Origin of the sequence: Amycolatopsis sp. NPDC051903 (assembly GCF_044452505.1) — a bacterium.
In the GTDB taxonomy this organism is placed as follows: domain Bacteria; phylum Actinomycetota; class Actinomycetes; order Mycobacteriales; family Pseudonocardiaceae; genus Amycolatopsis.
This window is the reverse complement of sequence record NZ_JBITBT010000001.1, coordinates 243,297-266,666: the sequence shown is the minus strand read 5'-3', so window position 1 is coordinate 266,666 and position 23,370 is coordinate 243,297. Positions and strand designations below refer to the sequence as shown.

The window sequence follows — 23,370 nt, the reverse complement described above, 5'->3', positions numbered from 1 at the left end:
GGTGCCGTGAGCGGTCTGCGTGAACGGAAGAAGCAAGCGACCCGCGCCGCGTTGAGCGAGGCGGCGCTGCGCCTGGCCGTGGAGCGCGGTCCGGACAACGTGCGCGTCGACGACATCGCGGAAGCCGCGGGCGTCTCACCGCGGACGTACAACAACTACTTCCCGAGCCGGGAGGACGCGATCGTCTTCGCCGTGACCGCGGAGCGCGAAGAACGCGTCGCCGCGGCGGTCCGGGCGGCGTCGGCCCCTCTCGCCGACGCGGTGCTCGACGCCGTGGTCACCGAGTACACCGCCCCCGCGCGGGACACCCTGCTGCTCATCACGACGAGCCCCGCGCTGCGCTCCGCTTACGCCCGCACCGCGACCGCCCTGGAACCCCCACTGGCCGCCGCGCTGACACCCCGGATCCCGGACCCCACGACGGCCCGCGTCCTCGCCGCCGCCGTCGCGGCCGCCGTCCGGGTCACCCTCGAGCACTGGGCACAGCCGACGGGCAGCGCGGGTTTCGTCGTGGTCTCCGGCTCGCTGCCGGACCTGCTGCGCTCGGCGCTGGCGCCGCTGAAACCCGCGCTGGCCGCGGCGGCGGCCTAACGCGCGGGCTGCTCCACGATCGCCTGCGCGGTCACGTTCCCGTCCGAACCCGGGCGGCCCTGGACGGTCACCGTCGCGCCCGGTTTGAGGTCGGAGAGCTTGCCGGGCTGGGTGAGGCCGACGGTGGTGGAGTCCGAAGTGGACACGGTGACCTCGGTGCCCTGCACCGTTTTCAGGGTGACGGTGGAGCCGTCGACCTTCTCGACCGTGCCGACGGTGCCGCGGCCGCCGCCGCGGGCGCCGGCGAAACCGCCCTGCTGGCCGGAACCCTGGCCCGCGCCCTGCTGGCCGGAGCCCTGCTGACCGCCGAACCCGCCGAAGCCGCCGCGGGCGCCGCCGGACTGGCCGCCCGTGCGAGCCGCGGCGCCGCCGCCAGAACCGGAGCCGAACGCCGCGTGCGTCCAGGCGCCGCCGGCGAAGGACAGGGCGATCACGAGCACGCCGGCCAGGATCACCGTCGGTTTGCCGAACGGCTTGGCGACGCGCTTCATCTCCTGGTTCAGGTCGCCCTCGACGGCGGGGGTCGCAACGATCTCCTCCGGCGAGAGCTCGGCCGTCACCGGCAGGAACTCCGTCGTCGGCTCGCCGGCGTCATCGGGGGTCGGCGCGGCACCCCGCGCCTGGGTGGACGAAGACATCTGCGAGCTCCTACTCGTGCCGGAGGGCGTCGATGGGGCGCAGCCGCGACGCGCGGTTCGCCGGGAAACTGCCGAAGAAGAGACCGATCAGCGCCGACACCGCGAAGGCGAGCACGATCGACGACGGCACCACCACCGGGGTGATGCCCGCGAAGCTGAACTGGCTGCCGACGATGCCGATCACCACGCCGAGCAAACCGCCGAAGAGGCTCAGGATCGTCGCCTCCGCGAGGAACTGCCCGAGGATCGCCGAACGCGGCGCGCCGATCGCCTTGCGGATGCCGATCTCGCGGATCCGCTCGGTCACCGTCACGAGCATGATGTTCGTGACGCCGATCCCGCCCACCAGCAGGGAAATCGCAGCGACCGCGCCGAGCAGGACGGTGAACGTCTGCGTCGCCGACGTCCGCGTGGCCAGCAGCTGCTCGGAGTTCTGGATCTGGTAGTCGGGTGTGCCGCCGAGCCGGATGCCGTGGCGCGCGTTGAGGATCGCGGTGATCTCGGCCTGCGCGAGCGACACGGAGTCGGCGGAGGTGGCCTGCACGGCGATCTGGCTGAGGTTGCCGTAGCCGGCCAGGGAGTTCTGCACCGCGCTGATCGGCGCGATGGCGACGTCGTCCGCGTTCTGCAACCCGGTGCTGCCCTTGGCCTGCAGCACGCCGATCACCGTGAACTGGATGCTGTTGAGCAGCACGTTCTTGCCGACCGGGTCGGCCGTGCCGAACAGCGACTGCGCGGTCGTCGGCCCGAGCACCACGACCTTGCGCGCCTGCGTCACGTCTTCGGCGGTGAACAGCGCGCCGTTGGCGATCTGGCGGTTCGTGGTGGTGAAGTACGCCGGCTCGGTGCCCGCGACGCTCGAGATGTCGTACGACGTCTGGCCGTAGGTGGCCGTCGCGCTGGTGTTCACGACCGGCGACGCGGCCTTCACGTCCGGCGCGCCCACCGGGTCGACGAGCGCGTGGGCGTCCTGCACCGTCAACGGTCGCGCCTCGCTGCCCTGCCCGCCACCGCGGGCCGGCGACACGTTGACGACGTCCGTGCCCAGCCCCTGGATGCTCGCCGCGATCGCCGCCGACGCGCCGTTGCCGACCGCCACGAGCAGGATCACCGACGCGACACCGATGGTGATGCCGAGCGTGGTGAGCGTCGAGCGCAGCTTGTTGGCGGTCAGGCCGCGCACGGCGAAGCGCAGCACCTCGAACGGGTTCACGCGACCACTCCGACGCTGCGGTTGAGCTCGTCGGACACGATCCGCCCGTCGCTGACCCGCACCACGCGGTGCGCGTGCTCGGCGACCTCGTCCTCGTGCGTGATCACGACGATCGTGCGGCCCTGCGCGTTGAGGCGGTCGAACACGCCGAGCACGTCGTCCGTGCTGGCGCGGTCGAGGTTGCCGGTGGGCTCGTCGGCGAGCAGCAGCGCGGGCCCGGTCACCAGCGCCCGCGCCACGGCGACGCGCTGCTGCTGCCCGCCCGAAAGCTCGCTCGGCAGGTGCTTCGCGCGTTCCGTGAGGCCCACCATCTCCAGCGCGGCCAGCGCCCGCTTGCGGCGCGCGGACCGGCGCAGTCCGCTGTAGACGAGCGGAAGCTCCACATTGGACAGCGCGCTCGTGCGGGGCACGAGGTTGAACGACTGGAAGATGAAGCCGATCTTGCGGTTGCGCAGCAACGCGAGCTGGCGCTCGTTGAGGTCGGCGACGCTGAACCCGTCGAGCAGGTACTTGCCCGAGGTCGGCACGTCGAGGCAGCCCAGCATGTTCAGCAGCGTCGATTTGCCGGAGCCGGACGCACCCATGATGGCCACGTACTCCCCCGGCCGCACGACCAGGTCGACGCCGCGCAGCGCGTGCACGGCCGTCTCGCCGGCGCCGTAGGTCTTGCGCAGTCCGGAGACCGCGATCACGGGCTTCATCCGCGGCCACCGCCGCCGCCGAAGCCGCCCGCCTGACCGCCCCGGAAGCCACCGCCGTTGCCGCCGTTGCCGCCGGTGCCGCCGAAGCCCCCGAGCCCGCCGGTGCGCTGGCCGTTTCCGCCGCTCGTGGTGGCCGTCGGCGACGCGGCCGTGAGGACCACGCTGTCACCCTCGTCGAGACCGGACTTGATCTCCACAGTGGACTCGCCGCGCACACCGATCTCCACCTGGCGCGGCACGTTCTGGCCGTTCTGCTGGACCGTGACGACGTTGGTGGTGCCCGTCGTGGTCACCGCGGCCGCGGGCACGCTCAGCACGTTGTCGGCCTCGGCGACGGTGATCACCACGCTCGCCGACTGCCCGGGCCGCAGCCCCGTCGGCGGGTTGGTGAGCGCGAGCTGCGCGCCGTAGGAGACGACGCTGCCGCTACTGGTCGGCGTGAGGTCGACCTTCGAGACGGTGGCCTGGATCGGGCTGTCGGGCGACGCGTTGAGCGTGACGGTGGCCTTCTGGCCCGCCTTCACCTTGCTCACGTCGATCTCGGCGACCGACGTGTCGACGACCAGGTTCGACATGTCCGTGATCTGGATGAAGCCGCCGGCGGACGACGAGCTGCTGCCGGAGCTGCTCGACGCGTTCTGGCCGTTGCCGCCGTTGCCGTTGCCGCCGGAGCCGGAGCCGGAGCTCGCCGAGCTGCTGCCGGAACTGCCGGACCCGCCGCTGCCGGCTTGCTGGCCGACGGTGCCGTTGATGGCGGTCACGGTGCCGGCGCCGGGCGCGGTGAGCACCGTCGCGTCGACGGCGGCCTGCGCGGTGTCGACGTCGAGCTGCGCCTGGTCCACTTTGGCCTGCAGGGAGGTCGTGGATTCCTGCTGTTGCTGCGCCGTCTGGCCCTGGCCCTGGCCTTGGCCCTGCCCCTGGGTGGGCGTGGTCGAGGCGTCCTCACCGTCGGCGAGGTTGTCCTCGGCCACGGTGAGGTTGTCCTTGGCGACCTGGAGTTGTTTCTCCGCCTGGGTGGAGTCGACCGTCGCGAGTTTCTGGCCGGCGCTCACGACGTCGCCGACCTTCACGTCGATGCTCGTGACCTTGCCCGAGGTCGCGAAGTTCGCGGCGCCGGTGTAGCCGCTCGTGAGGGTGCCCGCCGCGGAGACCGTCTCGGTCACGTCGGCGCGGCGCACCGGAGTGGTGCGCGTCTGCGCCTGTGCGGTGTTGCCTCCCGGCGTGAAAGCTTGGTAGATCCCGAAAGCCGTACCGCCGAGCAGTACGACCAGCACCCCGTTGATGACCCATGTCCGGGTACGCAGCCGCGTCATGGCCGCAAGATTGCTGGGGCTGGTTAGCAGTCAGCTGTTGGTTCCCTGTGGACCAGCTGTGGATGTGGCCGTCCGACTTGCGAAGTCAGCGCTTCCTCGTACGGTGGCGCGCACGCACCGCGAGCAGGAGCTGACGAACCGCGTCCACCACGAGCACCGCGGTCACCGTACCGAGGCCGAGAGCGCCCGCGAGGTGCCCGCCGAAGTAGCGCTGCGACGTGAGCTGCGCGCCGTCGCCGGCGGTGGTGACGACCGTGACGACCCCCGCGTGCCACAGCGCGAACGCCACCCACAGCGCGAGCGCGGCCACGACCACTTCGCCGAGCGCCACGAGCGCCCGCCACGGCTGGTTGAGCCGCGCCTTGGCCTGTTCCTCGGGCCACAGCTCCGCACCGGTCGGCTGGGGAAGGTCGATCACGGGTTCAGCCTCTCACTTCCGGTTGGATTCGACGAGCCGGGCGAGCGCGGCTTTGAGGGCTTCGACGTCGCGGGCCCACGCGAGGACGACCGTGCCGTCGGCGAGCTTCACGGGCAGCTCGTCGTACTTGTTCGGCACGCTCCAGCCGCCGCCGAGCACCCGCGCGCCGACGGGCGGGCCGACGTCGGTGACGTCCGCGATCTTGTCCGCTTCGATGCGTTCACGGCCTTGGCGCAGCCCCTCGGTCGTGACGGCCAGCGAGAGGAAACGCCGCCGCGCGTACACCCACGGGATCGTCAGCACGCACAACGCGAACGCGACCATCAGCCACGGGACCCAGTGCACGGGCCCGCCCGTCACCAGCTCCGCCACCGCCCCCAGGGCGGCGAACAGCGGCCCCCACACGAGCGCCACCCAGCCGACGCCGGGTTCGGAGTAGAACGTGCGGTCCATCAGAGCTTCTTGCCGACCTTGGGGAAGAAGTCCCGCGTGCTCGGCAGGTACAGCAGGATCACCACGATCACCAACAGCAGCGACGAGACCACCGAGAAGATGCTGCGCACGATGCCCAGCTGGAACACGAGGCCGAGCACAGCCAGCAACGTCACCACCGTGCGCGCCGACCGCGTGCCCTCGCGGGCCTTGTACGCGAACAGCACCATGATCGCCCCGTAGCAGAGCGCCCCGACGAACAACGCCCACACCAGCGTGTTCGCGTTGGACTCGACCTGCGCCACGTCGACCTTCCGCCCCGCGGGGACGGCCTTCACGGCCTGGTCCACGAGCTGCTGCTTGAACAAGATGAAGACGACCTGCCCCAGCAACAGCACCACCGACGCGCCGATGGTGAGGATGAACGCGGCCTGGATGGACCCGGGCGGCTTCGGACGATCCGCCGTCGTGTCCACGGCGACAGGATCAACGCCGGCTTTGGGGAAACCGGAGATCGGCGGGGCTTTGGGAAAGTCGCCCACCTGCTGCGGCTCCGGTTGCTCTTGCTTCGGCGGCTCCGCTTGTTCCGGCTCCGGCTTCGGGACCTCGGCGGCCTCGGCCGATTCGCCGCCCTGCGCCGCGGTCTCCGGCTCTCCGGCGCCAGCGTCCGGCGGCGCGAGATCCGGCGTTTTGCCGCTGGTCAGCCCCGCGGGTTCCGTGCTGTTGTCGTCCTTCTCGGCCACCTGCCGACTCTAGCTCAGCCGACTCGGCGGCCCGGCGGCAGACGCCGCACCCTGCCCCGGCATCCCACCCGGAACACACCCCACCACTCCCGGGGACCGCCCTGGATCCATCTTACCGGCCACCACCGACGAGAACGGCTGCACCGCGAAGTTGTACACAGGGCAGGCGAGTTGTGGACAACCGAGGCGAGCCCCGCTCAGGCTCGCAGTGAATCAGTGCCACATCGGCCGAGCTGCTGGCACCACCCAAGCCGCCCGCGTCAGTCGAGCCAGGCGGCGGCTTCGGTGGCCCAGTACGTGAGGATCAGGTCCGCCCCGGCGCGGCGGATCGAGGTGAGCACCTCGAGCACCGTGCGCTCGCGGTCGAGCCAGCCGTTCGCCGCCGCGGCTTCGACCATCGCGTACTCGCCCGAGATGTTGTAGGCCGCGACCGGAACCGGGGAGATGTCGGCGGCGGCCTTGATGACGTCCAAATAGGACAGAGCCGGCTTGACCATGATCATGTCGGCGCCTTCGCCGAGGTCGAGTTCGATCTCGCGCAGGGCTTCGCGGGCGTTGCCCAAATCCTGCTGGTACGTCTTGCGGTCGCCCTTGAGCTGGGAGTCGACGGCTTCGCGGAAGGGGCCGTAGAAAGCGCTCGCGTACTTGGCCGAGTACGCCAGGATCGCCTTGTCGCTGTGGCCCACCTCGTCGAGCGCGCGGCGGATGACGCCGACCTGGCCGTCCATCATGCCGCTCGGCCCGAGCACGTGCGCGCCCGCTTCCGCCTGCGCCACGGCCATGTCCGCGTACACGCGCAGGGTCGCGTCGTTGTCCACGGCGCCGTCCGCGTCGAGCACACCGCAGTGGCCGTGGTCGGTGAACTCGTCGAGGCACGTGTCGGCCATCAGCACGGTCGAGTCGCCGAGTTCGGCGCGCAGGTCGCGCAGGGCGACGTTGAGGATCCCGTGCTCGTCGACGGCACCGGACCCCTCGGCGTCGCGCGTCGCGGGGATGCCGAACAGCATGAGCCCGCCCACGCCCGCGTTCACGGCGTCGACCGCGGCTTTGCGCAGCGTGTCCCGCGTGTGCTGCACGACCCCCGGCATGCTCTGGATCGGCCGAGGCGCGTCGATGCCCTCCGCCACGAACATGGGGAGGATCAGCTGACGCGGGCGCAGCGTGGTCTCACCGACCAGCCTGCGCATGGCCGGCGTGGTACGGAGCCTGCGGGGTCGATGCTCGGGGAACACCCCGTCCACGGTACTCCGGCGGGCTGCGGGTGAATTCGCGCGCCCTCGCGAAAACCGTGTTCTGACACGGTGTCGGGAAACGGAAACCGGGAGGGGTTCCCGATTCCACGGCACCCGGCTCTCGGCCAAAACACCGGAGGCCCTTTCCCGGCGATGCGGGAAAGGGCCTCCGTGACCGGGAAGCGTCAGGAGCGACGCGCCCGCTTCGCCTTGCGCGGCGGCGGCAGCGCGCCCTCGGCGCGGAGCCGGGCCGCGTGTCCGGCCAGCGCGTCGACGGAACTCCTGCACTCAGCCGACTTCTTCGGCGAGTGCACTCGCTCGCGCGAGCCGGCGGTCAGTGGTCAGCACCTTGGTTTTCAAGCGCGCGGCCAGCTCGATGTACAGGGCATCAGTCAGCCGGAGGTCAGCGCGCCGGGCCCACGCTCCGGCTGCGAGCTCGGCAACCGAATGCCGCGTGAGCGGAAGCGCGGTCAGCGCACCCAGCCCGGTCTCGACCTCGGCAACGCTCAACTCACCCGCGCGCTGCAGCCGGCCCAGCGCGGAAAGCACCTCGGCATCCAGGTGCGCGGGTGCGTGCAGCACGGTGCCACGCAAGCGTTTCCTCGCCGCATTCGCACAGTCGGTACCCGCGAGGAGGTCAACGACGACGGAAGCATCCAGGACCGCGATTTCAGCTGCTGATTCAGCCATCAGCCGAGTCGCCCAGCTCGGAGCGGGCGGCATCGATCGCGTCCAGCACGGCACCGTGCGAAACCACACCGCGCGGCGCGGGAAGGTTGTCGAGCCAGCTGTCGGTGGCTCGACGTTGCAACGCGTCGGCGAGCGCAGCCTGGACCAGGGCGCTCACGTTGAGGTCCGCCGCCTTCACCCGCTCAGCCAGCTCGTCGGGGACGTACACGTTCATCCGCGCCATACACACACTATACACACACTTAGGTGTCCTCAAACGAAGAAGGGCTCCCCTCCGGATGTCCGGAAAGGAGCCCTCCCCCACGAGCAAAGCGTCAGGAGCGACGCGCCCGCTTCGCCTTGCGCGGCGGCGGCAGCGCGCCCTCGGCGCGGAGCCGGGCCGCGTGTTCGGCCAGCGCGTCCACCAGGTGCGGCACGTCGGCCTTCTCGGGCTGCACGTCGACCCGCAGCCCGAACTCCACGGCGGTCTCCGCGGTCTTCGGGCCGATGCACGCCACCAGCGTGCGCGTGTGCGGCTTGCCGGCGATACCGACGAGGTTGCGCACGGTCGAGGACGAGGTGAAGCAGACCGCGTCGAAGCCGCCGGTCTTGATCATCTCGCGGGTTTCCGCGGGCGGCGGCGCGGCGCGCACCGTGCGGTAGGCCGTGACGTCGTCGATCTCCCAGCCGCGGTCGCGCAGGCCGGCCGACAGGGTTTCGGTGGCGATGTCGGCGCGCGGCAGCAGCACGCGGTCCACCGGGTCGAGCACGTCGTCGTACGGCGGGAACTCGGCCAGCAGCCCTTCCGACGACTGCTCGCCGGCGGGCACGAGCTCGGGGATGATGCCGAACGAGCGCACCTTGGCGGCCGTCGACTCGCCGACACACGCGATCTTCACGCCGGAGAACGCGCGGGCGTCCAGGCCGAACTCCTCGAACTTCTCCCACACCGCGCGCACCGCGTTGGTGGAGGTGAAGACGATCCACTGGTAGCGGCCGTCGACGAGGCCCTTCACCGAGCGCTCCATCTGCGCGGGGCTGCGCGGCGGCTCGACGGAGATCGTCGGCACCTCGTGCGAGGTCGCGCCGTGGCTGCGGAGGCGGTCGGCCATCTCACCGGCCTGCTCCTTGGTGCGCGGCACCAGGACCTTCCAGCCGTACAGCGCGCGCGACTCCCACCACGACAGCTTCGAGCGGTGCCCGGCGGCCTGGCCGACGGTCACGATCAGCGGGCCGACGAGCTCACCGGCGTCGTTGGCGAGCGTGGCCAGCGTGGTGTCGAGCGTGCGCTGGGTGTTGATGGTGCCGTTGGCGGTCACGGCCACCGGCGTGTTCGCCGGCGTGCCCTTCTCCGTCAACTGGCTCGCGGCCTCGGCCAGGTGGGCCGAGGTGGCGTGCAGCACGAGCGGGCCGGGCAGGGCCGCGAGCGCGGCCCAGTCGACCTCGCCGCGGACGTCGACCTCGGTGTGCGTGCCACCGAGCGCGACGCCCGCGTACGCCGGCACCGCGGCGCCGGGCGAAACACCCGGGATCACCTCGAACACGGCGGACGTGCGGGCCACGGCCTGCACCTCGTTGACAACGGCGGGGCTGGTCAGCGGGTCGCCGGCGACCAGGCGCAGCACGAGCCGCCCGGCCTTGGCCTCGGTGGTCAGGTCCTTCGACACGTCGGCGGGCTCACCAACGGCGGGCCGGACCTCGGCGCCGGGCGCGGCGAACGCGAGGACGGCTGCCGGCACGTCGGGGTCGGTCACCACGACCTCGGCCTTGGCGAGCAGCTCCTGGGCGCGGACGGTGAGCAGCCCGGCGTCACCGGGGCCCGAGCCCACGAAGGCGACGCGCCCAGCGGTCTTGCGAGCGGGGGTCATCTCTGGCGATTCTCCTGTCAGGCGGCCGGATGCGTCGTCGGCCGCAGGTGGGTGGTGCAGGTCGTTCGGGTCGGTGACGCTGGCGTCACTGGGCGGGGCCCAGCAACGCGCCGGCCCCCAGGTCGAGGAGCTCGGCGGCCAACGTCCGGCCGAGCTGCTCCGCTTCGGCGAAGTCGGCGAGTGCGGAAGCCCGCAGCATGTCGACCGCGCCGTTCTCGCCCTCGACGGCCGCGGTGCCGCGCAGCGAGATCCGTTCCACGACCGCGCCCTCGGAGTCGAGGTCCTCGACGATCTCGGCGAGCGCGCCGACGGGCGCGCTGCACCCCGCCTCGAGCGCGGCCAGCAGGGAACGCTCGGCCGTCACCGCGGCCCGCGTGCCCTCGTCGTCCAGTGTGGACGTGAGCAGGTGCTCGCAGTCCACGTCTTCGGCCCGGCACTCCACCGCCAGCGCCCCCTGCGCGGGAGCGGGCAGCATCTGGATCGGGTCGAGGGTCTCGGTGATCTCCCCCGCCCGGCCGATCCGGGCCAGACCGGCACGCGCGAGCACCACGGCATCGAGCTCGCCGTCGGTGACCTTGCGCATGCGGGTGTCGATATTGCCTCGAATCGGCACGATTTCCAAACCGAGACCCAGCGCGCGCAGCTGCGCGGTGCGCCGAGGCGCGCCCGTGCCGACCTTCGAGCCCGGCGGGAGCTCGCCCAGCGTCAGCCCGTCGCGGGCGATCAACGCGTCGCGCGGGTCCTCGCGCGGCGGCACCGCGGCCAGCACGATGCCGGGCTCCGGCGCCGTGGGCAGGTCTTTGTAGGAGTGGACGATGACGTCGATTTCCTTGCGCAGCAAGGCTTCCCGCAGCGCGGACGTGAACACGCCGACGCCGATCTGCGGGATGGGTGCACTGGAGGTGTCGCCAGGGGTGGTGACGGTGACGACTTCGACTTCGGCGCCGGTGGCCCGGATCTTCTCGGCCACGGTCTCGGTCTGCGCGACGGCGAGCTTGCTGCCGCGCGTCCCGATGCGGATCACTCTGTTCACTGCCTACTTCTTCTCGATTTCTGGCGGCCGCGCCATGGGGTTGGTGGGGCTAGCCACGGCCGCGGGGGCCTGCGGGTCGAGGCAGAACAGCTCGCGCAGCGCGTTGGCGTAGTCGGTTTCGGCCGTCTCGGCGGCCAGCTGCTTCACCCGCACGGTGGGCGCGTGGAGCAGTTTGTCGACGACACGGCGGACCGTGCGACCGACTTCTTCGCGGACCTGCGAATCGAGGTCCGGGAGGCGGTTGTCCAGGCGCAGCAGCTCGCCGTCGACCACTTCGGCCGCGCGGCGGCGCAGCGCCGTCACGGTCGGGGTCACCTCGGCGCTGCGCTGGCCGGCGAGGTAGTCGCGCACCTCGTCGAGCACGATGCCGGTGGCCTTCGCCGTCTGGCGCTCGGTGGTCGGGGCGCCGGCGTCGCGCATGCGGCGCTGGATGGTCTCGAGGTCGACCACGGTCACGTCGGCCAGCTCGGCCACGCCCGGGTCGACGTCCTTGGGCAGCCCGAGGTCGCACACGACGAGCGGCCGGCCCGCGCGAACGGGCACGTGCACGGGCAGGAACACCGCGTCCTGCGCTCCGGTGCACGACACCACCACGTCGGCCAGCGCCACGGCGGCGGCCAGCTCCGACAGCGGCACGGCGCGCGCGGGCACCCCCTCGTCGACGGTCTTCTCGGCCAGGCGCGCGGCCTTGGCCTCGGTGCGGTTGGCCACGGTGATCTCGCCGATGCCGGCCTTGCGCAGCTGCGCCGCGGTGAGCGCGCCCATCGAACCGGCGCCGACGATCAGGGCGTGCTTGCCCTTCAGGTCACCGGCGGCGGCGAGCGCCTCGGACACCACGGACGCGCCGAGCTGGTCGAGACCCGTCTCGGAGTGCACGCGCTTGCCGACGCGCAGCGTCGTCTGGATCAGCTCGTGCAGCGTGCGCCCGACGGTGCCGGCTTCCCGCGCGGTGGCGTAGGACGAGCGGACCTGGCCGAGGATCTGCGTCTCCCCGACGACCATCGAGTCGAGGCCCGACGCGACGGAGAACAGGTGCTCGACGGCCGCGCCCGCGTAGTGCACGTAGAGGTTGTCGTAGAGCTCGGCGGGCTCCATGCCGGCCTGGCGCGCCAGCACGTCGGAGACGTCGTTGACGCCACCGTGGAACGTCTCGACCACGGCGTAGACCTCGATGCGGTTGCACGTGGAGACCAGCATGGCCTCGCTCACGTGCTCGGCCTGCTGCAGGTCGTGCAGCACCTTGGTGACCGCCTCCGCGGGCACCGCGGCCCGTTCGAGCGTGGTCAGCTCCGCGCTTCGGTGGGAGAGCCCGACCGCCAACACGCTCATCCGCGCACCACCATTCCCAGACCACCGTCCGTGTGCCCGTTACCCGAGCCGTTGCCATTGCCGATCGGCGAGCCGGCGTCGGGTAACCCGGTATTCCCCTGAACTGCCAGGGCGTCATCGGCACGGCGAGCCACGTGGAACGAGAGGATCTGAAGCTCGACCGCCAGGTCGACCTTCCGGACCTCGATGTGCGCCGGCACCTGGAGCACCACCGGCGCGAAGTTCAGTATGCACTGGACGCCGCCCGCTACCAGCCTGTCGCACACGGACTGCGCAGCGGTAGGAGGTGTGGCGATGATCCCGATGGAAATCTGCCGTTCGGAGCAGACGCGCGGGATTTCGTCCAGGTGCGAGACGGGGAGGCCCCCTACGGGAACCCCGATGAGGTCGGGGTCGAGGTCGAACAGCGCCTCGACGGGAAACCCGCGGCCGGGGAAGCCGCCGTAGTTGGCGAGCGCGTGACCGAGGTTACCGATGCCGACCACGGCGACGCGGTGCTGGCGCGTGAGGCCCAGGATGCGTTCGATCTGGCTGACCAGCACCTGCACCTCGTAGCCGACGCCGCGCGTGCCGTACGAGCCGAGGTAGGACAGGTCCTTGCGCAGCTTCGCCGAGTTCACGCCGGCGGACGCGGAGAGCTCCTCGCTCGAGACGGTGGTCGCGCCCTGCTCCGCGAGGCCCGAGAGCACCCGCAGGTACACGGCCAGGCGGGCGACGGCCGCCTCGGGGATCTGCTTCGCGCGGACCGCCGTGTCCAGGTTCTCCGACCCGACGGCCGGGATCTCCGCGGTGGGCGCGTTGTCGGCGTCGGGCGCGCTGCGCCTGCCTTTCGCAGCCCGGCGAGGTGGTGTGGCGGGCGGTTCGGCACCGCTGCGCCTCCCCCTCTGTGTCACCACGCCGGTCCACTCCTCGAAAGTAGGCAGTTCTCGATTCAGCCGAGTCGCTTGACCCCGCGTTTCGCGTCCGGTTCAATGCCGGGCTTTCGCGGGACGGTTCCCTACGGTAGTCCACTTGTGAACGCACGCACAAAGTCACTGGTCATCGACATGACGCGGCGCACACCCGGCGCCCGATCAGGTGACCGTGGCCGGATGCGCGCTTGCGTGACGGCCGCGCCGGGCAAGATCCTCTGCGCTTCGTCCCGACTTCGGAGGTACGCACGGCCCATGGCCACCACCTGGATCTGGTACGTCATCGTCGCTGTCGCCGCGATCGGCTACGCCTGCTGGCGCTGGCAGCGCTACCGGGCCCGCCGCTCGGCCATCCGGAAACTCGCGGCCGACCGCGGCTGGACCTACACCGAACACGAACCGGCCCTGCTGAGCCGCTGCCACGGCCGCCCCTTCGGCGGATTCGGCGAGCGTCGCCGCGCCTGGCACGCCGTCACCGGGCGCTGGCACAACCTCGACGTGCTCTCCTTCGAATACAGCGAGGTCGTCGGCAACCTGGGCCGCGCGCGCCGGTTCTGGCAGCAGTTCACCGGCGTCCGCCTGCCCTTCCCTCGCACGAGCTCTTCGCCGTCCGGCGCCACAACTTCAGCCACCTCGCCCGCGGCGTGGGCCTCCTCCACGCCGACGGCCCCGACGACACCTTCGACCAGGACTGGTACACCTCCGGCTCGTTCACCCCGGAGCTGAAGCGGTGGGTCCAGCAGCACCGCCGCCCGTTCCGCGTGGTCGCCGGCGTGCTCGAAACCTGGGAAAACGGCCGCTTCCTGCCCGAGCGCGTGGAGCCGGCTGTCGCGGACCTGGCCGAACTGGTGCCACTGGTGAACGCGGTCGCGGGCCGGTGATCAGCCCAGCGCTCCACATGACGAACCCGATCAGTCGGAGTGCCGGACGACCTCGCTGAACTCGAACGACGTGAACTCGTGGCTGCCGGTTACCGCGTGCCAGGCCGGCTGACCGTGCGCCGGCGTGGTGTTGCGGGAGTCGTGGCCGAGCGCTTCGGCGTGGGCGGTGCCGGAACCGGGAACCCTGACTTCGACCGGAGATTCACCGTGGAGGGGCCTGCAGAGGCGCTTACGCCGGAGGCGCAGACGTGGCTGTCGGCGCATCCCCGTCCGGTCCGAGTGGACGCCGGCGAGGTCATGGTGTGGGACGAGGGGCGTTCTGACCTGGCTCGGATCGAGCCGGCGTTGCGGCAGCTCAAGGAACTGGTCGGCCGAGCCCGGTTCGGTTGATCCCAGTCAGCTCGGGCCCGTTCACGCCGAAGCTGACCGGTGCTCAGCTCGCGTTGACGACCACCGAATGCCAGCCCGACGCGCCGTTCGGCACCGGTTCCGCCGCCTGGTCCGTCTGGGTGTAGCCCGACTGGTCCGTGGCCCGCACGGTGACGGTGTGGCTGCCGGCCGAGACGGGTAGCTGCGTCCACCACATGCGCCACGTGTCCTTGTTCACCTCGGTCGACAGCACGGCCGGCTGCCACGCCCCCTGGTCGACGCGGACCTCCACCTTGGCGATGCCGATGTGCTGCGCCCAAGCGGTGCCGGCGACGTGCAGCTTGCCGCCGGTGGCCGTGGCGGTGTCGATGCGGGATTCGGTCTTGATGGGGGCCTGTTCGGCCCAGCCGCGCTGGAGCCAGTAGGACTGGCGGGCGTCCCAGCGGGCGAATTCGAGGTCGGTGACCCACTTGGTCGCCGACACGTAGCCGTAGAGGCCCGGGATGACGATGCGCGCGGGGAAGCCGTGCTCGACCGGCAGGGGTTCGCCGTTCATGCCGATCGCCAGCATCGCGCCGCGGGCCGGGTCCAGGGCCACCGGTGCCGGGGTGCTGCAGGTGAAGCCGTCGACGCTGGTGGCGTACATCTGTTCCGCGCCGGGCTGCACGCCGGCCGCGTCGAGCAGGTCCACGAGGTCCACGCCGATGAACTTGGCCGTCGAGATCAGGTCGCCGCCGACTTCGTTGGAGACGCAGGTCAGGGTGACCTCGCGTTCCACCAGCGGGCGTGAGCGGATGTCGGCGTAGGAGAAGCTCACCTCGCGGTCGACCATGCCGTGGATCTTCAAGCTCCAGTCGTCCGTGCGCACCTGCGGCACCACGAACGCCGTGTCGATGCGGTAGAAGTCCGCGTTCGGCGTGATGAACGGCGGTGAACCCAGCTTCTGGAAATCGGCGTCCGGCGGCAGCGGTGGCGCCTTGCGGGCTGCGACCAGCGGACCGACGGCCGCGCGCGACTGGTCGGCGCTGCCCGTGCTCGAAATGGCCTGCCCGGCGACCGCGGCGACCCCCGCGCCCGCGGCCACGCCCAGCCCGCGCGTGAGCACCTGCCGCCGCGTCGGGCCCTCCGCCGGGCCGGCGGACGGCACCGGCAGCGCGTAGTGGTGCAGCCACGTGAACACCAGCACCGAAGCCACCAGCGCGACCACCGGCGCCAGCAACGCGAGCTGCCCGACGTCCGTGCGCTGGTAAACCGCTGCGATGCCCGCGACGCCGAGCACGACCACGACGCTCTGCCCGCCGCGGGGCGTGCGCCGCGAGACGGCGCCGGCCAGCACCGCGAACAGCACCAGCACCACGGCCAGGCCGATCTTCAGCACGGTCTTGTCCGCCGTGCCCAGCGTCTGCTCCGCCCACACGACCACGGCGTGCGGGCTGTGCGCGATCACGAAGTCGGCGACGGCCACGAACGGCGACGCGTTGTAACCGACGAAACCGGCGATGAGGTGCCCCACGCCCAGGGCGGTGACCAGGGCGGCCAGCCCGATCAGCGACGCCACGGGCAACGACAACCGCCGCGGCTCCGGGGGTTTGACGACCGACGGGGCTTCCTTCAACGCGCTCACCCCACCATCTTCGGCGGGTCCGGCCCGCGAAACCGCCGGGAACCCTTACGACTTGCTTACCGAGCCGGGATCAATCCGACAGGGCGCGCCGGAACCGGTCTTCCTCGACCCGCCAGTACCCGTGTTCCGCGCCGTCGATGAGGATCACCGGCACCTGCTCGCCCCATTCGGCCCGCCACTCGGGGTCGCTGTCGACGTCCGCGACCTCCCACGCCACGTCGAGCTCACCGCAGATCCGCGCGACGTCGGCCTCGGCCACCTCGCAGAGGTGGCAGCCGGCGCGGCTCATCACCGTCACCTTGTGCACAGCCGAATCCTAAGTCTCAGCGCAGCTTCAGCCGCCGCAGCTTGCCCGTCGCCGAGTGCGGCAGCGTCTCCGCGAACTCCACGAGGTGCGGCACCTTGTACCCGGCCAGCCGCGCGGCGCACTGCCCGGTCACCTGCTGTTCCGACAGCGCCGCGCCTTCGGCCGGCACCACCACGGCCTTCACGGCCTCGCCGCTGCGCTCGTCGACCACCCCGACCACGGCGACCTCCGCGACACCGTCGAGCCGCGAGATCACGTCCTCGACCTCGTGCGGGTAGACGTTGAAACCGTTGACGATGATCAGGTCGTTCGCGCGGTCGACGAGGTGCAGGTCGCCGTCGGAGTCGAGGTAGCCGACGTCGCCGGTGCGGAACCAGCCCTCGGCGTCGGGGCCGTGGGACCCGTCGGGCCAGTAGCCGGAGAACAGGTTCGCGCCGCGGATCGACACGAGCCCGGTGTCGCCGCCGGACTCGAAGACGTCGTCGACGTCGTCCGGGTCGAGCGGCACGTCCTCGGCGCCGCCGTCGCTGTCGACCAGCCGCAGCTCGATCCCCGGCAGCGGCCGCCCGACCGAGCCGGGCTTCGGGTAGCCCGTGACCAGCGTCGACGTGACCACGGGGGCGCACTCGGTGAGGCCGTACCCCTCGTAGACGTCGTGGCCGGTGGCCTCGCGGATCGCGGCGAGCACGCGCGGGTGCAGCGGCGCGGCGCCCGACGTCATCATCCGCACGGTCGCGAGCCCGCGCGCCAGCTCCTCGGCGCCGAGCGCCGCGAACTCCGTGTACATCGTGGGCACGCCCGCGATCGACGTCACGCGGTGCTCCGCGCAGTCGGCCAGCGTCTTCGCGGGCTCGAAGCGCTCCGACAGCACCAGCGACGCCCCGACGGACGTCGCCTGCAGCAGCCCCGGCCCGAGGCCGTAGACGTGGAAGAGCGGGATGGTCACCAGCACTCGGTCGTCGTGCACGAGCACGCCCTCGACCCCGCTGAGCTGCTCGAGGTTGGCCAGCAACGCCCGGTGCGACAGCATCACGCCGCGCGGCGGACCGGTGGTGCCGGACGTGTACGAGATCACCGCGATGTCCTCGCCCGCGCGGCCGAGGTCCACGGGCTCGCCGTCGGCGGCTCCGCGCGGCGGCAGGCCGGTCACGCCGTCGGGCAGTTCGGTGCCGGCCAGCTCGTCGCGCTGGACGACGAACCGCGCCTCGCAGTGCGCCAGGAGGTGGTCCAGCTCCGGCTGGGGTGCCTGCGGTGACAGCGGCACGGCGATCGCCCCGGCGCGCAGCACGCCGTAGAGCGCGACGGCGAAGTCGGCCGACGTCGGCAGCCGCAGCACGACCCGGTCTCCCGCCTCGACGCCCGACTCGACCAGCAGCCGCGCGTGCGCGTGGGCCGCTTCGTCGAGCTCCCGCCAGGTGAGCGTCGCTCCCGTGCCGGTCTCGGTGACGGCGGTTTCGCCCGCCCACCTGGCCGCTGCTCCGGTCAGCAGCTGCGCGACACCCTCCACCGGGCCCCCTTCCTGCCGTTGCCCTTTTGTCATCTTGTCACCCGTCACGGGGACGCCGTGCGATCGTCGCACCTCTGCTACCCGGGACCTCTACCTACTTCGCGGTAACAACACGTATGCTGCACTGCGTCGCCGGGTGGCGTTGATCACTACCGGGTGACGAGAGACGAGGAGTCACTGTGCCGAACCCGGGCCGCGCCGCCGTTGTCGAAGACAACGCAGTGCGGCCCGCTCCTGCTCTCCCGAGGACCCGGGGCACGCACGCCGGAGGCCGCCCGCGCGGTCCCGCGACCGCAGGAGGTGCCGTCCGGTGACGCTCCCGACCGCCGCGAACCGCGGCCCCGTCGTCATGTTCGCCGAACGCGCGTTCGGCCGGCCCGCCGCCGTCCCGTTGACCCGCGCGACGGACGCGCCGCCCGTCCCGGACCCCGCCGAAGCCGCGAAGGCCGAGGCGTGGGACCTCGTGCGCGCCGCGCAGGAGGGCGACTCCTCGGCGTTCGGCCGCCTGTACGACCGGTACGTCGACGTCGTCTACCGCTACGCGCTGTTCCGCCTCGGCAACCGCGAGCTCGCCGAGGACGTCACGAGCGAGACGTTCCTGCGTGCGCTGCGCCGGATCACGTCGGTGAGCTACCAGGGCCGCGACGTCGGTGCGTGGTTCGTCACGATCGCGCGCAACCTGATCCTCGACCACGTGAAGTCCAGCCGGTTCCGCTTGGAGGTCGTGACCGACGAGGTCGCGGAGCCGGCTGCGGCACCGGTTTCGCCCGTCGGCCCCGCGGCCCAGGCCGGGCCGGAGCAGCAGGCCATCGCCGGCGCGACCCGCGCGGAGCTGCTGCGCTGCGTCGCCGAGCTCGGCGAGGACCAGCGCGAGTGCATCGTGCTGCGGTTCCTACAGGGCCTGTCGGTCGCGGAAACGGCCCGGGTGATGAACCGCAACGAGGGCGCGATCAAGGCGCTGCAGCACCGCGCCGTCCGCCGGTTGGCGCAGCTGCTGCCCACCGGGCTGCGCTGACTTTTTTCACGTCCCGGCGCAACCGTAACTTCTGCGCGTTCTTAATCGTTTCTCCACGCAGACCGGCGGTCAGGGCCGGCGTGGTGGAGACGGAGCAGCACCGTGGGCGTGCCCGGGTGGTTTTCGCGGGAGCGAGCCGAGAGCGAGCGGTTCGACCGCGCCCTCGACCCTTCGCCCGTGCGGCGCGACGGTGAGTTCGCCGACGAGCTGGCCGTGGTGGCCGCCCTGCGTTCGCTGGGCGAAGCGGGCTCGCCGGACGCGGAGACGCGGGAACGGATCCGGGCGGAGATCGAGGGCCGGCTCGGCGAACCCGTCGCGCGGCGGCGGTGGCAGCCGAAGATGGCCGACCTCGTGGCCGCCGGCATCGCGCTCGTGCTGGGGCTGGTGGGGCTGACGCTGCTGCTGTCGCGCGGAGCCGTACCGGGCGAAGCGCTGTACGGCGTGAAGCGCGCGGGTGAGGAGACGGCGCTGAGCCTGACGTTCGGCGCCGAGGCCAAGGCCCGCAAGCACCTGGAGTTCGCCGGGAACCGCGTGACCGAACTGGGGACCATGACAGACGCGTCGCCGGCCGCATACCGCACGGCGCTCGCCGACTTCGGCAGCGACGTCCGGGCAGGCGTGACGACGTTGACAACGTTGGCGACGGGCGGCAACGGGCGCGCACCGCTGACGGACCTCGCGACCTGGACGCAGCAGCAGGAGCAGCTGCTGGCCACCGAACAGCCGCGGATCCCCACGGCGGCGCGCGCCGACCTGACGAGCGCCCGTGGCCTGCTCACGCGCGTGCAGCAGCGCACGACGGCGCTCGTGTCCCGGCTGAACTGCTACGAGATCACCACAGGCGGCTCCGACGAGCTGGGCGTGATCCCGGCACGCGGCGCGTGCACGCAGCAGCCGGCGCAGCCCGGCGGCTCGGCGCCGGCGAGCCCCGCACCCGCGACGCCGGTCCCGACCGCACCCGGTGCGCCGGTGACCGAGACGCCGGGACCTTCGTCGGACCTGGTCGTGTCCGGCACCCCGACGCCGACTTCGTCCCCCGGCGCGTCGACGGCCCCGCCGCCGGTGTTCGCGCCCCCGATCACCGCGCCGACCTCTCCGCGCCTGCCGACGCCGACGAGCCCGCCGCCGCCGTTGATCTCCGTCCCGCCGCTGCTGCCGGGGCTGCCGCCGATCGTGATCGGGTGATCACCCGCACGGTGGCAACCCCTGATCGAGGGCCTCGCCACACCTCCAACGAGTGAGTGCGGTGGTCGCTACGCTGTGCGGCAGGACCCGGCCGTACCCGGCCGCGGGGACGTGCCCGAACGTGGAGGCGGTGTGCGTGTCAGGTTGGCGTGGCAAGGATAAGAGTCAGGAGCTCGAACGGCTCGCCGCGCTCGCGGGCGAGGCGTCGGCCGAAGCTGCCTCGACCACCGCCAACGAGCCGGCCGTCCCGCCCGCGCCGCCGGACCTCACCGCGGCCGCGTTCTTCGACGTGGACAACACGATGATGATGGGCGCGTCGATCTTCTACTTCGCGCGCGGTCTCGCGGCGCGCAAGTTCTTCACGTCCGCCGACCTCGCCGGTTTCGTGTGGCAGCAGGTGAAGTTCCGCATCGGCGGGCGCGAGAACAAGGAGGACATCAAGTCCCACCGCGAACGCGCACTGTCCTTTGTGGCCGGTCGGACCGTCGAAGAGCTCACGAGCATCAGCGAGGAGATCTACGACGAGCTCATGGCCGACAAGATCTGGTCCGGCACCCGGGCGCTGGCGCAGATGCACCTCGACGCGGGCCAGCGCGTGTGGCTCGTCACGGCCACCCCCATCGAGCTGGCGGGGATCATCTCCCGGCGGCTGGGCCTGACGGGCGCGCTGGGCACCGTCGCGGAGACCGAGGACGGCGTCTACACGGGCCGCCTGGTGGGCGACCTGCTGCACGGCCGCGCGAAGGCCCACGCGGTGCGCGCGCTGGCCTCGCGTGAAGGTCTGAACCTCAAGCGCTGCACGGCTTACTCGGACTCGCAGAACGACGTGCCCATGCTCTCGGCCGTGGGCACCGCCGTGGCGGTCAACCCGGACAGCGGCCTGCGCGACGTGGCCCGCGCCCGCGGCTGGGAGATCCGCGACTTCCGCACGGGCCGCAAGGCCGCGAAGATCGGCGTGCCGTCCGTGCTGGGCGCGGGCGCGCTGGCCGGCGCCGTCGCGGCCGGGATGGCGTACCGGCGGCGTTAACCCCGGAACACGTTCTTGCGCCGCGCCAAGCGGCGGTACAGCGTGTGCTGGATCGACTCCCGGACCTGGTCGGTCAAGGTGAAGACCAGCATCGGGTCGTCGACCGCGTCCGGGGCGTACTCGTCGGTGCGGACGGGCTCGCCGAACTCGATGGTCCACTTCGTGGGGAGCGGGACGGCACCCAGGGGACCCAGCAGCGGGAAGAACGGCGTGACCGGGAAGTACGGCAGGCCCAGCACGCGCGCGAGCAGCGGGAGGTCGCCGATCTTCGGGTAGGTCTCCTCGGCGCCGACCACCGAGACGGGGATGATCGGCACTCCCGCGCGCATCGCGGCCGACACGAAACCACCACGGCCGAAGCGTTGCAGCTTGTAGCGCGCCGAGAACGGCTTGCCGATGCCCTTGAACCCTTCGGGCCACACGCCGACGAGCTCGCCGCCCGCCAGGAGCCGCTCGGCGTCCGCGCCGCAGGCCAGCGTCTGGCCCGATTTGCGCGCGAAGGAGCCGACCAGCGGCAGCTTGAAGATCAGGTCCGCGCCGAGCCCGCGCAGGTGCCGCCCGCCCGTTTCGTCGTGGACGGCCACGGCGGTCATGAGCGCGTCGAGCGGCAGCGTGCCCGAGTGGTTCGACACGAGCAGCGCGCCGCCGGCCGTCGGCAGGTTCTCGACGCCGAAGGTCTCGACGCGGAACCACTTCTCGTACAGCGCGCGCAGCGGCGGCAGCACGAGCGTCTCCGTGAGCTCGGCGTCGAACCCGAACTCGTCGACGGTGTAGTCGCCCGTGAGGCGGTGGCGCAGGAACGTCAGCGCGGAGCGCACCGGTTCCGGCAGCACGTCCGGCGCCGACGGCTGGTGCTGCTGCTGGGAATCGGCGACCGGGAACGCCACGACCGGCGCGTCCGCCTCCCGCGAAGGGGCGGGCGGCGGAGCAGAACCCCGCCCGTGCAAGGGAATCACCTGGGCCTCGATCACGCTGTGCGCCTCACTTCCCGTCACGGGGCTCACCGGCCCGCCTGCCCGGTCGCGGCGGCCACGAGCACCTTGCCGGCCAGCGAGGCCAGCCGGGCGCCGTCGAGCACCGGGCGCAGGCCGCGGCCCGCGATGTAGTCGTCGAACGCCTCACGCGTGGTGAAGCGCGGCTGGTAGCCGAAGTCCTTCTTGAGCTTCGTGGTGTCCACGACCCGGCCGAAGTTCAGCAGCCGGACCTGGTCGGTGGAGAAGTCGACCACGCGCGCACCCCGCAGCACCTTGCCCACCGACGGCACCACGGCGCTCGGCATCGGCAGCCCGAGCCGGCCCGCCCGGCGGATGGCCTGAGACAGCGTCAGCACGCCCTCCGAGGCCACGTTGAACACTCCCGGCTTGTCGTAGAGCGTCGCCTGCTCCAGCACCGACAGCGCGTCGGACGCGTGCAGCAGCTGCAGCCGCGCGTCGTAGCCGAAGACCGTCGGCACCACCGGCAGCGCGAAGTAGCGCGAGAGGACGGTGTCGACCTCGGGGCCGATGACGTTGGCGAAGCGCGCGAGCGTGACCGTGATGTCCGGGCGGCGCCGGGCCAGCCCGCGCACGTAACCCTCGACCTCCACGGCGTCCTTCGCGTACCCGCTGGACGACGTGGGGATGAGCTCCGAGTCCTCCGTGAACACGGCCTGCGACCGCGCCCCCGCGCCGTACACCGCGGCAGTGGACTTGACCACCAGCTTGCCCACCTTCGGCGAGCGCTGGCACGCCGCGAGCAGCCGCATGGTGCCGATGACGTTGAGCTCCTTGACGGCCGACCGCCGGCTCGGCCCGGCCGGGTGGGTCAGGCACGCCGCGTGCACGACCGTGTCGACGCCGGCGCTGCTGATGACCTTCGCGATCAGCGGGTTGCGGATGTCGGCGCGGACGAACTCCGCGTGGCCCATCCGCTGCAGCACGTCCTTGTCCGGCGGCGCGGTGTCGACGCCGATCACGCGCTCGAAGGCGGAGTTGGTGCCGAGGCGCGCGAGCAGCTTCCCGCCCAGATCGCCGGCGACCCCGGTGACGAGCACGATGTTCGACGGCATGTGACTCCCTGGTGCGGCGGGCGGTGGTGAGGGGTGGACGTTCACCCGAGGTGCGCGGAGGTGCCCGACGAACAGGCACTCGCCACAAGCATCGCGCTGGCGCACCCGTCATGTTACTGGCGCTGAGGGGTGCTCTGACCAGGTCTTACTCGCTATTTACAGCTGGGCGCCCGGAATGCGGTGAAGGCCTCACTCAATCGGGTGAGGTCGCCCAGAACATGGACGTGGGGCGGCCCCCGACAGGGGGGGGCCCCCCCCGCCCACCCCCCAAACCGCCCCCCAAACCGCCCGGCGACCCAGCCCACGCCGGCGGGGGA

Annotated in this window: 26 protein-coding genes; 7 read left to right on the top strand and 19 right to left on the bottom strand. The window is 71.9% G+C overall.

The genetic code is table 11. The features are described 5' to 3' along the window. The first annotated feature begins 6 nt into the window (after positions 1-6). Positions 7-591 carry a TetR/AcrR family transcriptional regulator gene (locus ACIA77_RS01415; RefSeq protein WP_395883780.1) on the top strand — a complete coding sequence of 195 codons (585 nt, stop codon included), beginning with the start codon at positions 7-9 and terminating at the stop codon, positions 589-591. On the opposite strand, the gene ACIA77_RS01410 is transcribed toward ACIA77_RS01415, so the two are convergent. From ACIA77_RS01410 to ACIA77_RS01345, 14 genes are all read right to left on the bottom strand, one after another. After that, positions 588-1,229: a DUF5666 domain-containing protein gene (locus ACIA77_RS01410; RefSeq protein ID WP_395883779.1), complete on the bottom strand. Its 642-nt coding sequence runs from the start codon at positions 1,227-1,229 to the stop codon at positions 588-590. The genes ACIA77_RS01415 and ACIA77_RS01410 overlap by 4 nt on opposite strands. Positions 1,230-1,239: 10 nt before the next feature. Continuing rightward, positions 1,240-2,442: an ABC transporter permease gene (locus ACIA77_RS01405; RefSeq protein ID WP_395883778.1), complete on the bottom strand. Its 1,203-nt coding sequence runs from the start codon at positions 2,440-2,442 to the stop codon at positions 1,240-1,242. After that, positions 2,439-3,143, bottom strand: coding sequence for an ABC transporter ATP-binding protein (locus tag ACIA77_RS01400; protein ID WP_395883777.1), 705 nt, complete (start codon positions 3,141-3,143; stop codon positions 2,439-2,441). Before ACIA77_RS01400 ends, ACIA77_RS01405 begins: the two co-directional genes overlap by 4 nt. Continuing rightward, entirely contained in the window at positions 3,140-4,456 is a 1,317-nt protein-coding gene (locus ACIA77_RS01395) for an efflux RND transporter periplasmic adaptor subunit (RefSeq protein ID WP_395883776.1), read from the bottom strand. Before ACIA77_RS01395 ends, ACIA77_RS01400 begins: the two co-directional genes overlap by 4 nt. A gap of 85 nt (positions 4,457-4,541) precedes the next feature. Then, positions 4,542-4,874 carry a hypothetical protein gene (locus ACIA77_RS01390; protein ID WP_395883775.1) on the bottom strand — a complete coding sequence of 111 codons (333 nt, stop codon included), beginning with the start codon at positions 4,872-4,874 and terminating at the stop codon, positions 4,542-4,544. Positions 4,875-4,886: 12 nt separating this feature from the next. Beyond that, positions 4,887-5,327, bottom strand: a complete 441-nt coding sequence (locus ACIA77_RS01385) for a hypothetical protein (RefSeq protein WP_395883774.1) — start codon at positions 5,325-5,327, stop codon at positions 4,887-4,889. Beyond that, positions 5,327-6,049 (bottom strand): hypothetical protein, encoded by a 723-nt coding sequence (locus ACIA77_RS01380; RefSeq protein ID WP_395883773.1) that lies wholly within the window; start codon positions 6,047-6,049, stop codon positions 5,327-5,329. The genes ACIA77_RS01385 and ACIA77_RS01380 overlap by 1 nt, the downstream gene beginning before the upstream one ends. 260 nt (positions 6,050-6,309) lie before the next feature. Continuing rightward, complete coding sequence (hemB, locus tag ACIA77_RS01375) at positions 6,310-7,281, bottom strand: porphobilinogen synthase (RefSeq protein WP_395883772.1); 972 nt, start codon at positions 7,279-7,281, stop codon at positions 6,310-6,312. Positions 7,282-7,569: 288 nt separating this feature from the next. Further along, complete coding sequence (locus ACIA77_RS01370) at positions 7,570-7,971, bottom strand: type II toxin-antitoxin system VapC family toxin (RefSeq protein ID WP_395883771.1); 402 nt, start codon at positions 7,969-7,971, stop codon at positions 7,570-7,572. Continuing rightward, positions 7,964-8,194 (bottom strand): type II toxin-antitoxin system CcdA family antitoxin, encoded by a 231-nt coding sequence (locus ACIA77_RS01365; protein ID WP_395883770.1) that lies wholly within the window; start codon positions 8,192-8,194, stop codon positions 7,964-7,966. The genes ACIA77_RS01370 and ACIA77_RS01365 overlap by 8 nt, the downstream gene beginning before the upstream one ends. Before the next feature lie 91 nt (positions 8,195-8,285). Beyond that, entirely contained in the window at positions 8,286-9,818 is a 1,533-nt protein-coding gene (locus tag ACIA77_RS01360) for a uroporphyrinogen-III synthase (protein ID WP_395883769.1), read from the bottom strand. An 85-nt stretch (positions 9,819-9,903) separates the two neighbouring features. Beyond that, the gene (hemC, locus tag ACIA77_RS01355) at positions 9,904-10,851 is read right to left on the bottom strand and encodes a hydroxymethylbilane synthase (protein WP_395883768.1); all 948 of its coding nucleotides are present in this window, start codon (positions 10,849-10,851) and stop codon (positions 9,904-9,906) included. A 3-nt stretch (positions 10,852-10,854) separates the two neighbouring features. Next, positions 10,855-12,180: a glutamyl-tRNA reductase gene (locus tag ACIA77_RS01350; RefSeq protein WP_395883767.1), complete on the bottom strand. Its 1,326-nt coding sequence runs from the start codon at positions 12,178-12,180 to the stop codon at positions 10,855-10,857. Continuing rightward, the gene (locus ACIA77_RS01345; protein WP_395883766.1) at positions 12,177-13,076 is read right to left on the bottom strand and encodes a redox-sensing transcriptional repressor Rex; all 900 of its coding nucleotides are present in this window, start codon (positions 13,074-13,076) and stop codon (positions 12,177-12,179) included. The genes ACIA77_RS01350 and ACIA77_RS01345 overlap by 4 nt, the downstream gene beginning before the upstream one ends. A 270-nt stretch (positions 13,077-13,346) precedes the next feature. On the opposite strand from ACIA77_RS01345, the gene ACIA77_RS01340 reads away from it, so the two are divergent. Genes ACIA77_RS01340 through ACIA77_RS01330 form a run of 3 tightly spaced genes read left to right on the top strand, consistent with a single transcriptional unit; the run spans position 13,347 to position 14,362 of the window. Then, on the top strand, positions 13,347-13,817 hold the full coding sequence (locus ACIA77_RS01340; RefSeq protein WP_395883765.1) for a hypothetical protein: 471 nt from the start codon (positions 13,347-13,349) through the stop codon (positions 13,815-13,817). Further along, positions 13,736-13,972, top strand: a complete 237-nt coding sequence (locus ACIA77_RS01335; protein ID WP_395883764.1) for a hypothetical protein — start codon at positions 13,736-13,738, stop codon at positions 13,970-13,972. Before ACIA77_RS01340 ends, ACIA77_RS01335 begins: the two co-directional genes overlap by 82 nt. 39 nt (positions 13,973-14,011) lie before the next feature. Continuing rightward, positions 14,012-14,362: a hypothetical protein gene (locus tag ACIA77_RS01330; protein ID WP_395883763.1), complete on the top strand. Its 351-nt coding sequence runs from the start codon at positions 14,012-14,014 to the stop codon at positions 14,360-14,362. Positions 14,363-14,405: 43 nt separating this feature from the next. On the opposite strand, the gene ACIA77_RS01325 is transcribed toward ACIA77_RS01330, so the two are convergent. The 3 genes from ACIA77_RS01325 to ACIA77_RS01315 form a co-directional block, all read right to left on the bottom strand. Beyond that, positions 14,406-15,965: a molybdopterin-dependent oxidoreductase gene (locus tag ACIA77_RS01325; protein ID WP_395883762.1), complete on the bottom strand. Its 1,560-nt coding sequence runs from the start codon at positions 15,963-15,965 to the stop codon at positions 14,406-14,408. 70 nt (positions 15,966-16,035) lie between these two features. After that, positions 16,036-16,254, bottom strand: coding sequence for a glutaredoxin family protein (locus tag ACIA77_RS01320; RefSeq protein WP_204097504.1), 219 nt, complete (start codon positions 16,252-16,254; stop codon positions 16,036-16,038). Between the two features lie 34 nt (positions 16,255-16,288). Continuing rightward, positions 16,289-17,812 (bottom strand): AMP-binding protein, encoded by a 1,524-nt coding sequence (locus ACIA77_RS01315; protein WP_395883761.1) that lies wholly within the window; start codon positions 17,810-17,812, stop codon positions 16,289-16,291. A 277-nt stretch (positions 17,813-18,089) separates the two neighbouring features. Here ACIA77_RS01315 and ACIA77_RS01310 point away from each other — a divergent pair, with 277 nt between their 5' ends. The 3 genes from ACIA77_RS01310 to ACIA77_RS01300 all read left to right on the top strand — a co-directional run bounded on the left by ACIA77_RS01310 (position 18,090) and on the right by ACIA77_RS01300 (position 21,006). Beyond that, entirely contained in the window at positions 18,090-18,794 is a 705-nt protein-coding gene (locus ACIA77_RS01310; protein WP_395883760.1) for a sigma-70 family RNA polymerase sigma factor, read from the top strand. Positions 18,795-18,896: 102 nt separating this feature from the next. Further along, a complete protein-coding gene (locus ACIA77_RS01305) occupies positions 18,897-19,979 on the top strand; it encodes a DUF5667 domain-containing protein (RefSeq protein ID WP_395883759.1) in 1,083 nt (360 codons plus the stop codon). 121 nt (positions 19,980-20,100) lie between these two features. Beyond that, complete coding sequence (locus ACIA77_RS01300; protein WP_395884307.1) at positions 20,101-21,006, top strand: HAD family hydrolase; 906 nt, start codon at positions 20,101-20,103, stop codon at positions 21,004-21,006. Here ACIA77_RS01300 and ACIA77_RS01295 read toward each other — a convergent pair. Both ACIA77_RS01295 and ACIA77_RS01290 read right to left on the bottom strand, forming a co-directional pair. Further along, complete coding sequence (locus ACIA77_RS01295; RefSeq protein WP_395883758.1) at positions 21,003-22,010, bottom strand: lysophospholipid acyltransferase family protein; 1,008 nt, start codon at positions 22,008-22,010, stop codon at positions 21,003-21,005. The two genes, ACIA77_RS01300 and ACIA77_RS01295, sit on opposite strands and share 4 nt — an antisense overlap. Then, positions 22,007-23,053 carry an NAD-dependent epimerase/dehydratase family protein gene (locus ACIA77_RS01290; protein ID WP_395883757.1) on the bottom strand — a complete coding sequence of 349 codons (1,047 nt, stop codon included), beginning with the start codon at positions 23,051-23,053 and terminating at the stop codon, positions 22,007-22,009. Before ACIA77_RS01290 ends, ACIA77_RS01295 begins: the two co-directional genes overlap by 4 nt. Between the last annotated feature and the right edge of the window lie 317 nt (positions 23,054-23,370).